The organism is Paraburkholderia sp. 40 (assembly GCF_050434105.1).
GTDB classification, from domain to species: domain Bacteria; phylum Pseudomonadota; class Gammaproteobacteria; order Burkholderiales; family Burkholderiaceae; genus Paraburkholderia; species Paraburkholderia tuberum.
Genome location: NZ_JBNPVY010000004.1, coordinates 1,921,737 through 1,936,106, shown reverse-complemented (window position 1 = coordinate 1,936,106; position 14,370 = coordinate 1,921,737). Strand labels below are relative to the sequence as shown.

The following is a 14,370-nucleotide window of genomic DNA, read 5'->3' as shown; positions in this document are numbered from 1 at the left end:
AACGGCGGCCGCTTGTCGGGAGCACGATGCTCGCCGGCAGCCTCCGCCGTTTTCGTTTGTCCATGATCGAAATACGCAATGTTTCCCAGCGGTTTGCCGGGCCCCGGGGGTGGGTCGAGGCGCTGCACAACGTCAATCTGACGATTCCGGCGGGCGAGGTGTTCGGCATCATCGGCCGCAGCGGCGCGGGCAAGAGCACGCTCGTGCGCACGATCAACCTGCTGACGCGCCCATCCGAGGGCAACATCCTCGTCAACGGCCGCGATCTGACGACGCTGCCCGCCGCGCAACTGCGCGACGCGCGTCGCGAGATCGGCATGATCTTCCAGCACTTCAATCTGTTGTCGTCGCGCACCGTGTACGACAACGTCGCGCTGCCGCTCGAACTGGCCGGCATGAAGCGCGACGAGATCGAGGCGAACGTGCTGCCGCTGCTCGAGCTCGTCGGTCTGTCGGCGCAGAAGGATCGCTATCCGGCGCAGATCAGCGGCGGGCAGAAGCAGCGCGTGGGCATCGCGCGGGCGCTCGCGAGCAAGCCGAAGGTGCTGCTGTCGGACGAGGCGACCTCCGCGCTCGACCCCGAAACCACCCGCGCGATCCTCGATCTGCTCAAGCGCATCAACCGCGAACTGAACCTGACGATCGTGCTGATCACTCACCAGATGGACGTGATCAAGCAGGTCTGCGATCGCGTCGCGGTGCTCGACGCGGGCCGCGTCGTCGAAGAGGGCAAGGTGATCGAGGTGTTCCTGCAGCCGCACCACGAAGTCACGCGCGCGCTGATCGGCGACGTGATCGCGCAGGAGCTGCCGCCCGCCATGAAGGCGCGCGTCGCGCAGCGGTTGAAGACCGGCAGCGGCCATCTGCTGCGCCTCGCGTTCACCGGTTCGGGCGTCGATCAGCCGATCCTGTCGGAGACGATTCGCCGCTACGAGCTCGACTTCAACATCCTGCACGGCCAGATCGACGAGATCCAGGGGCAGGCGTTCGGCTCGCTTGCGGTGCTCGCGGGCGGCGAGCCGGCCAAGGTCGCGCAGGCGATCACGTTTCTGCGCGAGCAGGGTGTCGTCGTGGAGGAGCTCTCGCATGTTGAGTGAAATGTTCGATATGTTCGTCCAGTCGTTCTGGGAGACGCTCATCATGGTGGGCATCTCCGGACTGATTGGCGCCGTGGTCGGCGTGCCGCTCGGCGTGCTGCTGTATCTGACCGACCGTCAGGGCGTGCTCGAAAACGTCGCGTTGAATCGCGTGATGGGCGTTATCGTCAACGCGGTGCGCTCGACGCCGTTCATCATCCTGCTGGTCGCCGTCATTCCGTTCACGCGACTTGTCGTCGGTTCGTCGATCGGCACCGCGGCCGCGATCGTGCCGCTGACGGTCGCCGCGGCGCCGTTCATCGCGCGCCTGGTCGAAACGGCGCTGCGCGAGGTCGATCGCGGGCTCATCGAGGCGGCCCAGGCGATGGGCGCGACCACCAGCCAGATCGTCCTCAAGGTGCTGTTGCCGGAATCGCTGCCGGGGGTGGTCGCCGGGTTGACGATCACGTTCGTGTCGCTGGTCGGCTATTCGGCGATGGCCGGCGCGATCGGCGGCGGCGGTCTTGGTGACCTCGGCATCCGCTACGGCTATCAGCGCTTCCTGCCGGAAGTGATGCTTGCGGTCGTGCTGATACTGATCGTGTTCGTGCAACTGGTGCAGTCGTTTGGGGATTGGCTCGTGCGTCGTCTGAGCCACAAATAAACAAGGGCGTTCGGAAGCCCGCTAAGAAAGATTCGGAAAAGGTCCATCATGCAACGTCGCTTCATTCTCAAGCTGGCCGCCGCATTCGGCGCGGCTTCGCTGTTCGCCACCACTGCGGCGCATGCCGAAGACACGATCAAGGTTGGTGTCACCGGCGGCCCGCACGCGCAGATCATGGACGTTGTGAAGACGGTCGCCGCGAAGAACGGCCTGAACATCAAGATCGTCGAATTCTCCGACTACGTGCAGCCGAACGCGGCGCTCGCGGGCGGCGATCTGGACGCGAACAGCTACCAGCACGACCCGTACTTGCAGGCGCAGGTGAAGGATCGCGGCTACAAGCTGATCCGTATCGCCGATACGGTCACGTACCCGATGGGTATCTACTCGAAGAAGGTGAAGTCGCTCGCCGAACTGCAGCCGGGCGCGAAGATCGCCGTGCCGAACGACCCGACCAACGGCGGCCGCGCGCTGCTGTTGCTGCAGAAGCAGGGCTTGCTGAAGCTGCGCGCCGAGGCGGGTCTGAAGGCGACGCCGCTCGACATCGTCGACAATCCGAAGAAACTAAAGATCGTCGAGCTTGACGCGGCGCAGATTCCGCGTTCGCTGGGCGATGTCGATGCCGCCGCGATCAACACCAACTTCGCGATGGAAGCGGGCCTCAAGCCAACGCAGGACGCTATCGCGATCGAGGACCGGAAAGGTCCGTACGTGAACGTGATCGCGATTCGCGAAGCGGACAAGAACAAGCCGTGGGTCGCGAAGCTAGTCGCGGCGTACCACTCGCCGGAAGTGAAGCAGTTCGTCGACAGCAAATTCGGCGGCTCGGTGATCACCTCCTGGTGATGCAACGCCCGCGGACCTCGCAGAACACGACGGCAATGCGAAATTAGAGGTCTGAGTCGGAACCCGGGGTTGTCTCCCGGGTTTTTTGGAGATTAAAATAGAACGATCGTTCGATATTGCCGTCACTCCGCTGAGGAGCGATATCCTCCCGCAAAGCGCCCGCGACACGGCTGTCATGAGGGCAGTCGCTATAATGTTCATCGGGTTGACGTATTCGTAACTTTGGAGCGTGTGCATGAAAATTCTGGTGCCAGTGAAAAGAGTGGTCGACTACAACGTGAAGGTCCGCGTGAAATCGGACGGTACGGGCGTCGATATCGCGAACGTGAAGTTGTCGATGAATCCGTTCGACGAAATCGCGGTTGAAGAAGCCGTGCGTCTGAGGGAAGCGGGCGTCGCGACCGAAGTGATCGCCGTGTCGGCGGGTGTTGCGCAGGCGCAGGAAACCCTGCGCACCGCGCTCGCGATCGGCGCGGATCGCGCGATCCTGATCGAATCGAACGAAGACCTGCAGCCGCTCGCCGTCGCGAAGCTGCTCAAGGCGCTCGTCGACAGGGAGCAGCCGCAACTGGTGATCCTCGGCAAACAGGCCATCGACGACGACTCCAACCAGACCGGCCAGATGCTCGCCGCGCTCGCGAACCTGCCACAGGCGACGTTCGCGTCGAAGCTTGTCGTGGCGGACGGCAAGGCGACGGTGTCGCGTGAAGTGGACGGCGGCGCGGAAACGCTGTCGCTGACGCTGCCGGCCGTGGTCACGACCGATCTGCGCCTGAACGAGCCGCGCTACGTAACGCTGCCGAACATCATGAAGGCGAAGAAAAAGCCGCTGGAAACGGTCAAGCCCGAAGACCTCGGCGTCGATGTCACGCCGCGTCTGAAGACGCTGAAAGTCGCCGAGCCGCCCAGGCGCTCCGCCGGTGTGAAGGTGCCGGACGTGAAGACGCTGGTCGAGAAGCTGAAGACCGAAGCGAAGGTGCTGTGAGGAGACCCAAGAAATGACGAACCTGGTAATTGCAGAACACGACAATGCGTCGATCAAGGCCGCGACGCTGAACACGATCGCAGCGGCTCGGAAGATCGGCGGTGATATTCACGTGCTGGTCGCGGGGCATAACGCGCAGGGCGCGGCCGATGCGGCAGCGAAGATCGCTGGTGTCAGCAAGGTGCTGCTCGCCGATGCGCCGCAACTGGCCGCAGGCCTCGCGGAAAACGTCGAAGCAACGGTCCTGACGCTTGTGCAAGATGCGGCGAAGCACTATTCGCACATCCTCGCGCCGGCCACTGCTTACGGCAAGAACATCGCGCCGCGTATCGCCGCGAAGCTCGACGTCGCGCAGATCAGCGACATCACCGCAGTGGATAGCGCCGACACGTTCGAGCGTCCGATTTACGCGGGCAACGCCATCGCGATCGTGCAATCGGCTGACCCGATCAAGGTCATCACCGTGCGCTCGACCGGTTTTGATGCCGTCGCGGCCGAAGGCGGCAGCGCAGCGGTCGAGAAGATCGAAGCGGCAGCAGACGCCGGCATCTCGCAGTTCGTGAGCCGCGAAGTGACGAAGCTCGATCGTCCGGAACTGACGAGCGCGAAGATCATCGTGTCGGGTGGGCGTGGTCTGGGCAATGGCGAGAACTACATGAAGGTGCTCGAGCCGCTGGCCGACAAGCTCGGCGCGGCACTGGGCGCATCGCGTGCGGCGGTCGACGCGGGCTTCGTGCCGAACGACTATCAGGTCGGCCAGACCGGCAAGATTGTCGCGCCGCAACTGTACGTCGCGGTCGGCATCTCGGGTGCGATCCAGCATCTGGCCGGCATGAAGGACTCGAAGGTCATCGTCGCGATCAACAAGGACGAAGAAGCGCCGATTTTCAGCGTGGCCGATTACGGCCTGGTTGGCGATCTGTTCACCCTCGTGCCGGAACTCGTGAGCGAACTCGGCTAAGCGCCGCGGCGCCTGAAAGAGGCCGCCGAAAGCAAGCGAAGGGCGCAGGACCGACCAAGTCCCGCGCCCTTTTTTCATATCAAGGGAGGAGAACCGAAATGAGCTATACGGCGCCCATCAAGGACATGCTGTTCGTGATGAAAGAACTGGCCGGACTCGAAGACATCGCGAAGCTGCCCGGCTTCGAGGACGCGAACCTCGACACCGCGCGGGCCGTGCTCGACGAGTCGGCGAAACTATGCGGCGAAGTGCTCGCGCCGCTGAACGTCGACGGCGATCGCAATCCGAGCAGTTGGAAGGATGGCGTGGTCACTGCGACGCCGGGTTTCAGGGAAGCCTTCCGCCAGTTTGCCGAAGGCGGTTGGCAGGGCGTGCAACATCCGCTCGACTACGAAGGCCAGGGCCTGCCGAAGCTGATCGCGACGCCTTGCATCGAAATGCTCAACGCGTCGAACCTCTCTTTTGCGCTGTGTCCGTTGCTGACCGACGGCGCCATCGAAGCGCTGCTAACCGCTGGCAGCGAAGCGCAAAAACAGACCTATGTGCCCAAGCTGATTTCCGGCGAATGGACCGGTACGATGAACCTGACCGAGCCGCAGGCCGGCTCCGATCTCGCGCTCGTACGCACGCGCGCCGAGCCGCAGGCCGACGGTTCATTCAAGCTGTTCGGCACGAAGATTTTCATCACGTGGGGCGAGCACGACATGGCGAAGAACATCGTGCATCTGGTGCTCGCACGCACGCCGAACGCGCCCGATGGCGTGAAAGGCATTTCGCTGTTCCTTGTGCCGAAGTTTCTCGTCAACGAAGACGGCTCGCTCGGTGAGCGCAACGACGTGCATTGCGTGTCGATCGAGCACAAGCTCGGCATCAAGGCGAGCCCGACCGCGGTGCTGCAGTTCGGCGATCACGGCGGCGCGCTCGGTCAGCTGATCGGCGAAGAGAATCGTGGCCTCGAATACATGTTCATCATGATGAACGCCGCCCGTTTCGCGGTCGGCATGCAAGGTGTCGCGATCTCGGATCGCGCATATCAGAAGGCGGTCGCGTATGCGAAAGAGCGTGTGCAGAGCCGTCCCGTGGACGGCTCCGCGAAGCAGTCGGTCGCGATCATCCAGCACCCGGACGTGCGCCGCATGCTGTCGACGATGCGCAGCCTCACCGAGGCGTCGCGCGCGCTCGCCTACGTCGCGGCCTCGCACTGCGATATCGCGCATCGTCATCCGGACGATGCGACGCGCGCGAAGCATCAGGCGATCTACGAATACCTCGTGCCGATCGTGAAGGGCTGGAGCACGGAGCTGTCGATCGACGTGACGAGCCTCGGCGTGCAGGTGCATGGCGGCATGGGCTTCATCGAGGAAACCGGCGCTGCCCAGTACTACCGCGACGCGCGCATTCTACCGATTTACGAAGGCACGACCGCGATCCAGGCCAACGACCTGATCGGTCGCAAGACGCTACGCGACGGCGGCAAGGTCGCGAAGGAACTGCTCGCTGGCCTCGCCGAAACGGTTGAAGCGCTTGGCGAGCAGCGGGGTGCGGCGTTCGCGTCGATGCGCACGCAGCTCGCGCAGGGCCAGCGCGCGCTTGGCGCGGTCGTCGATTTCGTCGTCGCCAATGCGAAGGGCGATCCGAATGCGGTGTTCGCGGGCAGCGTGCCCTATCTGAAGCTCGCGGGCATCGTGCTGGGCGGCTGGCAGATGGCGCGTGCGCAGCTTGCCGCGGCGACGAAGCGAGACGAGGACCCAGCGTTTCATGACGCGAAGATCGCGACCGCGCGGTTCTACGCCGAGCACGTGTTGCCACAGGCGGCGGCGCTCGAAGTGGCGATCGTCAGCGCGAAGGGGGGCGAGGGCGTGCTGGATTTGTCGGAAGACCAGTTCTGAGCATGCCTCGATGCCGGCCGCGATCGCGGCAGCACATTGAAATGCAAACGGCGCCCCGCGAGGCGCCGTTTGTTGGTACGGCTGCAGTTTGTTGCGGCCTGCGCCGCGGCCAGGGCCGCGTCAGCGCACGCACTCAAACTCACGCATACGCCGGCCGATGCTCGCCCGCGGTCTCGCCGAGATAGCGATGCACCGACAGATCGTCCGCGCGAATCGCGGGCTGCTTGCCCGACATCAAGTCGGCGAGCAGTTGGCCCGAGCCGCACGACATCGTCCAGCCAAGCGTGCCGTGGCCGGTGTTCAGGAACAGGTTCGGAACCGGCGTGCGGCCGACGATCGGCGTGCCGTCCGGCGTCATCGGCCGCAGACCGGTCCAGAACGTCGCCTTCGACGTGTCGCCGCCGCTTGGGAACAGGTCATTCACAGAAAGCTCGAGCGTCTCGCGGCGCGCCTGGCGCAGCGATTTGTCGAAGCCGACGATCTCGGCCATCCCGCCGACGCGAATCCGGTCATCGAAGCGCGTGATCGCGATCTTGTAGGTCTCATCGAGCACGGTCGACACCGGCGCGGCAGCCGCGTCGACGATCGGTGCGGTGATCGAATAGCCCTTCAGCGGATAGACCGGAATCTTCACTATGCCATCGAGGAAGCGCGTCGAATACGAGCCGAGCGCGACCACGAACGAATCCGCGCGCACGAGTTCGCCGGAGCACTGGACGCCGGCGATGCGGCCGCCCGCCATCGCGAGCGCGTCGATCGACGTGTTGTAGCGGAACTTGACGCCCAGTTCCTCGGCGAGCGCCGCGAGGCGCGTCGTGAACATCTGGCAGTCGCCGGTTTCGTCGCCGGGCAGGCGCAGGCCGCCGGTGAGCTTGTGCGACACCGCGGCGAGTGCTGGTTCGGCCTTGGCGAGTTCGTCGGCCGTCAGCAGTTCGTATGCCACGTTGGCTTCCTGCAGCACAGCGATGTCTTTCGCGGCGCCGTCGAACTGCTGTTGCGTGCGAAATACCTGCAGCGTGCCGCCGGTGCGGCCTTCGTACTGGATGCGGGTGTCGGCGCGCAACGCCTGCAGGCAGTCGCGGCTGTATTCGGCCAGCCGCACCATACGGCCCTTGTTCACCGCATAGCGCGGCGCCGTGCAGTTCTGCAGCATCTGCCTCATCCATTGCAGTTGGAACGCGGTGCCGTCGAGGCGAATCGCTAGCGGCGCGTGCTTCTGGAACATCCACTTGACGGCCTTCAGCGGGACGCCCGGGGCGGCCCACGGCGAAGCGTAGCCCGGCGAGATCTGGCCCGCGTTGGCGAAACTGGTTTCGAGCGCCGGGCCGGCCTCGCGATCGATGACGGTCACTTCATGACCGGCGCGCGCGAGGTAATACGCACTCGTCACGCCGACGACGCCACTGCCCAAAACGACGACTCGCATAGATGCTCCAGATATCCAAAAATTGAGTGAGGGCAAGGCGCTCGCCGGAGGTTCGATCTGATTCGATTCGGCGAGCTGCAACGTGAGGTGAAATACCGTTTGCCCAGTGTTAACCGCTATACTATTGGCAGTGAGACAGGTTTTGTTATCGTATTTTCATCATTTTTAGAAAAAACACCATGCGTACCCAGCGCCAGCCCGTGCGGGCTCTCGACAAGCTCGATCACAAGATCCTGCGGCTCCTGCAGCAGGACGGCCGTATGGCGATGAAGGACCTGGCGGAGCAGGTCGGTCTGTCGGTGACGCCGTGCATCGAGCGCGTCAAGCGGATGGAGCGCGACAGCGTGATCACCGGCTACTACGCGCGCGTGAACCCGGCCGAGCTGGGCGCGGCGCTGCTCGTGTTCGTCGAGATCACGCTCGATCACAAGAGTGGCAACATGTTCGACCTGTTCCGGCGCGAGGTGCAGAAGATCCCCGAGGTGCTCGAGTGCCACCTCGTGTCGGGCGATTTCGACTATCTGATCAAGGCGCGCATCGGCGAAATGGCCGATTACCGCAAGTTGCTCGGCGATATCCTGCTGCAGCTGCCGGGCGCGGTGCAGTCGAAGAGCTATGTGGTGATGGAGGAAATCAAGGAGACGCTGACGATCGCGGTGGGCGAGTAGGTGCCGGTTCACTGAGGGGTTCGACGCGCATCAAGCGACCAACGAAGTGCTCGACAAACGGCGTAAATACTGTATATTTATACAGGTGTTTTGCGCCGCTTTCCTTTGGCGCTTCCTGTTTGCGTTCGCTTTGTGTGGCCCGCCGTGGATGACCCCGACACCCCTGACATTCCCGAATTTCCGATCGCGCCGCCGGCGCCTCGCAAGGGGCGCGGCGCCGTCACGAACCTGCAAGGTCGCTACGAAGTCGACCAGCGCGAAACCGTCCACGACGGCTGGCAGACGGCCGACGAAGACGGGGAGCCGAAGGTCCTGCGCACGCAGGTGTTCGAGGAGCGCGCAAAAACCATCCTCACACGCAATGCGTCGCCGGACATTCCGTTCAGTGTGTCGCTGAATCCTTACCGGGGCTGCGAACACGGCTGCATCTATTGCTTCGCGCGGCCCACGCACAGCTACCTGGGCTTGTCGCCCGGGCTCGATTTCGAAAGCCGCATCTACGCGAAGATCAACGCGCCCGAACTGCTCGAGCGTGAAATGTCGAAGAAATCCTATGTACCCGAGCCGATCGCGCTCGGCGTCGCCACCGATGCATGGCAGCCGGCCGAACGTGACTTGCGTCTTACGCGTCGTGTGATCGAGGTGCTCAGCGAGCGCAACCACCCGTTCGCGGCGATCACCAAATCATCGCTGATCGAGCGCGACATCGACCTGCTTGCGCCGATGGCCGGGCGCGGGCAATTCATGGCGGCGATCACCATCACCACGCTGGACGCCGACATCGCGCGCACGCTCGAACCGCGCGCGGCCACGCCGTCGCGCCGGCTGCGCACGATCCGTACGCTCAGCGAGGCGGGCATTCCGGTCGGCGTCAGCATCGCGCCGGTGATCCCGTTCGTCACCGAACCGGATATGGAGCGCGTGCTCGAAGCATGCGCCGAAGCGGGCGCCAGCAATGCGAGCTATATCGTGCTGCGGCTGCCGTGGGAGGTCGCGCCGCTGTTCAAGGATTGGCTGGGCGCACATTTCCCGGATCGGGCCGAGCGCGTGATGAGCCGTGTGCGCGACATGCGAGGCGGCAAGGATTACGATTCTTCGTTCTCGACCCGCATGAAGGGAGAGGGCTTATGGGCGGATCTGCTCAGGCAGCGCTTTCACAAGGCCGTGCGCCGGTTAGGGTTGAACGGGCGCGACCGCGGCATTCTCGACATGTCGCATTTCCGCCGGATCGAGCCGCCGCGCGCCGAGCAGGTGAGCGCACCGGCGTGCGACAATCCGCAACTGAGGCTTTTCTAGCGCGCAGGAACGTCTGCGGGTCCCGCCACGGGGGCATTACTGCGAAATCGCTTTGGCCGCTTCGACCTGACTTTCGAAGTAGGTCTGGAACGCGAGCGCGAGACCGGTCATCAGCAGAAACGCACCGATCAGCAGCGAAAAGATCACGACGAAAATGACCGTCCAGCCGGAGCGGCTTTTGCGTTGCGTGCGGGTGTTGAATTGCGCATCCCATTTCTGATCAGGACGCAGCCCGTAGACGAGCGCCGCCAGAAACGCGGCAAAAAGCGAAACCGCGCCGATCGGCGCGAGCACCCAGCCCAGGATCGACGCGCGCTCGGTCGCGACCAGCAGCATCACGCCGGGAATGCCGATCAGCGTGCCGAGTAGATGCGCCCAGCCGTAGATGTCCCGGGTGCCGTACAGATAGAAGCGGTGGGCGCCGAGGCTGCCGAACAGGAACGCCAACGCGGCGGTGAGCGTCTTGGATCTGAAGCGCGGGGAAGTCGAGGCAGCGGTGGGCATGAACGCGTGGGCAGAGTGACGGGCGGCCGAAAGGAGCGGCGCGCCGTGGGGGCGCGGACCGACGCGCATTCTACGCCTGCGGCGCGCGGGTGGTCACGTGGAGGTCGATCGCCCAGGCTGAAAGCGGGGCGGCGAGATGCGCCGGACCTGGCTCAAGGTGAGTGCAGCCGTTCAGCCGGACATGCGTGGATCCGCGCGTTACGGCGCTGAATACGTGACGCGATAGATCGCGCCGGCGGTATCGTCGCTGATCAGTAGCGAACCGTCTGGCAGCGGCAACACGTCGGCGGGGCGGCCCCAGACCGATTCGCCGGGTTGCAGCCAGCCTTCGGCAAAGACCTGTTGGCGTGCGTGGCTGCCGTCAGGGTCGGTGATCACGCGCACGACGCGGTAGCCGACCTTCTTGCTGCGGTTCCACGAGCCGTGCTCGGCGATGAAGATATTGTTGCGGTAGTCGGCTGGAAACATCGGGCCGTCGTAGAAGCGCATGCCTAGCGCCGCCACGTGCGCGCCAAGCTTGACCACTGGCGGCGTGAATTCGCTGCACGGATGATCCTTGCCGAACTCGGGGTCGGGCGTGTCGCCGCCGTGACAGTACGGAAAGCCAAAGTTCATGCCGACTAGCGGCGCGCGGTTGAGCTTGTCGCTCGGAATATCGTCGCCGAGCAGGTCGCGACCGTTGTCGGTGAACCAAAGTTCGTGGGTGACCGGATGCCACGCGAAGCCGACCGAATTGCGGATGCCGCGCGCGACGACCTCGTAGTGGCTGCCGTCCGGGTTCATGCGGCCAATCATCGCAAAGCGGTCCGGATCTCTCTGGCAAATGTTGCACGGCGCGCCTTGCGGCACGTACAGCTTGCCATCCGGGCCGAACGCGATGAATTTCCAGCCGTGATGCGTGTCCGTTGGCAGCTTGTCGGTGACAACGACCGGTTTCGGCGGATCGTTCAGGTGCGAGTCGATCGCATCGAAGCGCACGATTTTCGACACGGCCGACACATAGAGTGCGCCGCCGCGCCACGCGACGCCGGCGGGCATCTGCAGCCCGGACGCGATCACGTGGTGACCCGTCACGCGGCCGTTCCGCAGCTCGAGCGCATACACATGGCCATCGTCGCTGCCCACGTAGAGAATGCCCTTGGGCGACAACGTCATCGCGCGCGCGCTCGGCACCTCGTCCGACAACACTTCGATGTGAAAGCCCGGCGGCAGCTTGATTTTCTCGATGGGCAGCGCGGCGATTGCCGTCAACGCCTGCGCGGCGATAACCGCGGCCGCTAACGCACGTAGAATCCGGCTGCACGAGGTGCGCGAAAGTCCAGCAAAGCGTACGAAAAAGGCAAAAAAGGCGACCGGAAACGGGAGTTTCGGCTGGCGTTGCACAGGCGCTCCTTCAGGTAATTCGGGCGTTTGAGCGGGTTCTCGCACCTCTTGTAGAAGGTGGGTGCAGCCCGGTTCCGCAGTTTATCCCGGTAAGTGTTTGTTATGGCGTCGGTTTCCCGCTATAATCGCGTGTTTCAGTCGTTCCGAACCCCGGTTTTCAAGGATTCTAGTATGGTCATCATCCGCTTGGCTCGTGGCGGCTCCAAGAAGCGCCCGTTCTACAACATTGTCGCCACCGACTCGCGCAGCCGTCGTGACGGTCGCTTCATCGAGCGCGTCGGTTTCTACAATCCGGTCGCTACGAAGGGCGAGTCCCTGCGTATCGCTCAGGATCGCCTGACGTACTGGCAAGGTGTTGGCGCGCAACTGTCGCCGACCGTCGAACGTCTCGTGAAGGAAGCGCAAAAGGCGCAGCCGGCTGCTTGATATGGCGGCCCGCAGGCGTATCGTCGTCGGTTCGGCCGGCGGCTCGCGCAACTCGCGTGAGCAGTCCGACGCGCAATTTGTTTTACTGAAGCAGACGCCAAAGCAGGCTGCGAAGTTGTTGTCGAGGTTATTCGATGTCTGAGCGTGATTCCGGCAGTTCTGGTAGCGTCAAGGCAGGTTCGCGCGCAAAGGCGTCTGGTCAGGCGTCGTTCGGTGCATTCGTCCGCAAGCCGGTCGAACGAACCGACGGCAAGGCGAAAGAGGCGCATGCCAATGCCGCGAACGCCAATTTCGAAGCTGCAGAAATGCGCATCGAAACGGCGGCGAGCTGGCCGGCCGATGCGGTCGAAGTCGGCGCAATCGTCGACGCCTATGGTCTCAAAGGCTGGGTCAAGGTAGCCGCGCATGCGGATGCCGGGCAAGGCGGCGACGTCTTGCTGAGCGCGAAGCACTGGTGGCTGCTGAAAGGCCAGGAGCGCAAATCGGCGCCGTCCTTGCAGGCCAAAACACATAGCGACAGCGTGGTCGCCCGTCTGGGTGGCGTCGCTGACCGCGATACGGCGTTGGCTTTGCGCGGTTCTCGCGTATACATCAGCCGTAGCGAATTTCCGGCGCTCGAAGCCGACGAATTCTACTGGGTCGATCTGATCGGCCTGGACGTGGTGAATCTCGCCGGGCTCAACCTCGGCAAAGTCGCCAGCATGATCGACAACGGCGCGCAGTCGGTGCTGCGCATCGAATATCCGGCTACCGACAAAAACGGCAAACCGGTCGCAGGCGAGCGTTTGATCCCGTTCGTCGGCGTCTTTGTCAAAACGGTGGACCAGGCGGCAAAGCATATCGTCGTCGACTGGGAAGCTGACTATTGAAATCTATCGTTGAGCGGGGAGAGCGATGCAGTTCGATGTCGTGACGCTCTTTCCAGAAATGTTCCGCGCGCTGACTGACTGGGGTATCACCAGCCGGGCCGCGAAGCAGCAGCGCTATGGGTTGCGTACGTGGAATCCGCGCGATTTCACGACCGACAACTACCGCACGATCGACGATCGCCCATACGGCGGCGGCCCCGGCATGGTTATGCTGGCCCGGCCGCTCGAAGACGCGATCAGTGCCGCGAAAGCGGCGCAGTCGGAGCAGGGCATCTGTGCGTCGCGCGTTGTGATGATGTCGCCGCAAGGCGACGCACTGAATCACGAGCGCGTGATGAAGTTCACGGCCGAACCCGGTCTGATCCTGTTGTGCGGGCGCTACGAAGCGATCGACCAGCGTCTGCTGGACCGTGTCGTCGACGAAGAAGTAAGCCTTGGCGACTTCGTGCTGTCGGGCGGCGAGTTGCCCGCGATGGCGTTGATGGATGCGGTCGTGCGTCAATTGCCTGGCGTGCTGAACGACTCACAGTCGGCGGTGCAGGATAGCTTCGTCGATGTGCTGCTCGATTGTCCACACTACACGCGTCCCGAGGAATACCAGGGCGTGCGGGTGCCTGATGTGCTGCTCGGCGGCCATCATGCGGAAATCGAAGCGTGGCGGCGGCGCGAAGCATTGCGCAACACGTTGAACAAGCGGCCCGATCTGATCGTGAAGGCCAGAAAGAACAGAATGCTGAGCCGTGCCGACGAGGCGTGGCTAGCGAGTCTCGCGAAGGAAGAGCCGAAGGCCTGAGGCCCCGGTCTTTCGAGCGGACACAAGGCGGTGCCGCACATGCGTGTGCGGTGCCAGATGTGAACCCATCCTCTATCGGGGCCGTAGCCCAACGCAGTAAGCGTGTGGGGCAGGTACGAACGCCGACAAGATGGATCTAGGAGTCAGTGATGAATCTGATTGCAAAACTCGAGCAGGAAGAAATCGCGCGCGCTCTCGGCGAAAAGACCATTCCGGATTTTGGTCCGGGCGATACGGTCATCGTCAGCGTGAACGTGGTTGAAGGTACGCGTAAGCGTGTGCAGGCTTACGAAGGTGTCGTGATCGCCAAGCGTAATCGTGGTCTGAATTCGTCGTTCATCGTCCGTAAGATTTCGTCGGGCGAAGGCGTCGAGCGTACGTTCCAGACGTATTCGCCGCTGCTGGCTAGCATCGTCGTCAAGCGTCGCGGCGATGTGCGTCGTGCGAAGCTGTACTATCTGCGCGAGCGTTCGGGCAAGTCGGCTCGAATCAAGGAAAAGCTGGTCTCGAAAGACCGCGCTGCTTCCCAAGCGTAAATGCTGTAAGAAAAAGCACCCCTCGCGGGTGCTTTTTTGTTGGCCAGG

General features: G+C 63.4%; 15 protein-coding genes. 12 read left to right on the top strand and 3 right to left on the bottom strand.

Annotation, left to right across the window (positions count from 1 at the left end; genetic code table 11):
* The first annotated feature begins 62 nt into the window (after positions 1-62).
* From OKW28_RS30625 to OKW28_RS30600, 6 genes are all read left to right on the top strand, one after another.
* Complete coding sequence (locus OKW28_RS30625; RefSeq protein WP_429451144.1) at positions 63-1,097, top strand: methionine ABC transporter ATP-binding protein; 1,035 nt, start codon at positions 63-65, stop codon at positions 1,095-1,097.
* Entirely contained in the window at positions 1,087-1,740 is a 654-nt protein-coding gene (locus tag OKW28_RS30620; protein ID WP_429451142.1) for a methionine ABC transporter permease, read from the top strand. The genes OKW28_RS30625 and OKW28_RS30620 overlap by 11 nt, the downstream gene beginning before the upstream one ends.
* A gap of 48 nt (positions 1,741-1,788) precedes the next feature.
* A complete protein-coding gene (locus OKW28_RS30615) occupies positions 1,789-2,586 on the top strand; it encodes a MetQ/NlpA family ABC transporter substrate-binding protein (RefSeq protein WP_429451140.1) in 798 nt (265 codons plus the stop codon).
* Positions 2,587-2,821: 235 nt separating this feature from the next.
* Entirely contained in the window at positions 2,822-3,571 is a 750-nt protein-coding gene (locus OKW28_RS30610; protein WP_429451138.1) for an electron transfer flavoprotein subunit beta/FixA family protein, read from the top strand.
* Positions 3,572-3,584: 13 nt separating this feature from the next.
* Positions 3,585-4,532 (top strand): electron transfer flavoprotein subunit alpha/FixB family protein, encoded by a 948-nt coding sequence (locus tag OKW28_RS30605; protein WP_429451136.1) that lies wholly within the window; start codon positions 3,585-3,587, stop codon positions 4,530-4,532.
* Positions 4,533-4,630: 98 nt separating this feature from the next.
* Complete coding sequence (locus OKW28_RS30600) at positions 4,631-6,421, top strand: acyl-CoA dehydrogenase (RefSeq protein WP_429447740.1); 1,791 nt, start codon at positions 4,631-4,633, stop codon at positions 6,419-6,421.
* 139 nt (positions 6,422-6,560) lie between these two features.
* On the opposite strand, the gene OKW28_RS30595 is transcribed toward OKW28_RS30600, so the two are convergent.
* Entirely contained in the window at positions 6,561-7,847 is a 1,287-nt protein-coding gene (locus OKW28_RS30595; RefSeq protein ID WP_429451134.1) for a D-amino acid dehydrogenase, read from the bottom strand.
* Positions 7,848-8,026: 179 nt separating this feature from the next.
* On the opposite strand from OKW28_RS30595, the gene OKW28_RS30590 reads away from it, so the two are divergent.
* Together OKW28_RS30590 and OKW28_RS30585 are read left to right on the top strand one after the other, a co-directional pair.
* Positions 8,027-8,515 carry an Lrp/AsnC ligand binding domain-containing protein gene (locus tag OKW28_RS30590; protein ID WP_429451132.1) on the top strand — a complete coding sequence of 163 codons (489 nt, stop codon included), beginning with the start codon at positions 8,027-8,029 and terminating at the stop codon, positions 8,513-8,515.
* A gap of 144 nt (positions 8,516-8,659) precedes the next feature.
* Positions 8,660-9,811, top strand: a complete 1,152-nt coding sequence (locus OKW28_RS30585; RefSeq protein ID WP_429451130.1) for a PA0069 family radical SAM protein — start codon at positions 8,660-8,662, stop codon at positions 9,809-9,811.
* A 36-nt stretch (positions 9,812-9,847) separates the two neighbouring features.
* On the opposite strand, the gene OKW28_RS30580 is transcribed toward OKW28_RS30585, so the two are convergent.
* Together OKW28_RS30580 and OKW28_RS30575 are read right to left on the bottom strand one after the other, a co-directional pair.
* Positions 9,848-10,315: an NINE protein gene (locus tag OKW28_RS30580; protein ID WP_429451128.1), complete on the bottom strand. Its 468-nt coding sequence runs from the start codon at positions 10,313-10,315 to the stop codon at positions 9,848-9,850.
* Between the two features lie 198 nt (positions 10,316-10,513).
* On the bottom strand, positions 10,514-11,608 hold the full coding sequence (locus OKW28_RS30575; RefSeq protein ID WP_429454505.1) for a PQQ-dependent sugar dehydrogenase: 1,095 nt from the start codon (positions 11,606-11,608) through the stop codon (positions 10,514-10,516).
* Positions 11,609-11,869: 261 nt separating this feature from the next.
* On the opposite strand from OKW28_RS30575, the gene rpsP reads away from it, so the two are divergent.
* The 4 genes from rpsP (at position 11,870) to rplS (ending at position 14,322) form a co-directional block, all read left to right on the top strand.
* Positions 11,870-12,124, top strand: a complete 255-nt coding sequence (gene rpsP, locus OKW28_RS30570) for a 30S ribosomal protein S16 (protein WP_013090118.1) — start codon at positions 11,870-11,872, stop codon at positions 12,122-12,124.
* Between the two features lie 134 nt (positions 12,125-12,258).
* Positions 12,259-12,993, top strand: a complete 735-nt coding sequence (gene rimM / locus OKW28_RS30565) for a ribosome maturation factor RimM (RefSeq protein WP_429451126.1) — start codon at positions 12,259-12,261, stop codon at positions 12,991-12,993.
* A 25-nt stretch (positions 12,994-13,018) separates the two neighbouring features.
* Positions 13,019-13,786, top strand: coding sequence for a tRNA (guanosine(37)-N1)-methyltransferase TrmD (gene trmD / locus OKW28_RS30560; protein ID WP_429451124.1), 768 nt, complete (start codon positions 13,019-13,021; stop codon positions 13,784-13,786).
* A gap of 149 nt (positions 13,787-13,935) precedes the next feature.
* Positions 13,936-14,322, top strand: coding sequence for a 50S ribosomal protein L19 (gene rplS / locus OKW28_RS30555; RefSeq protein ID WP_429451122.1), 387 nt, complete (start codon positions 13,936-13,938; stop codon positions 14,320-14,322).
* Positions 14,323-14,370: the final 48 nt, after the last annotated feature.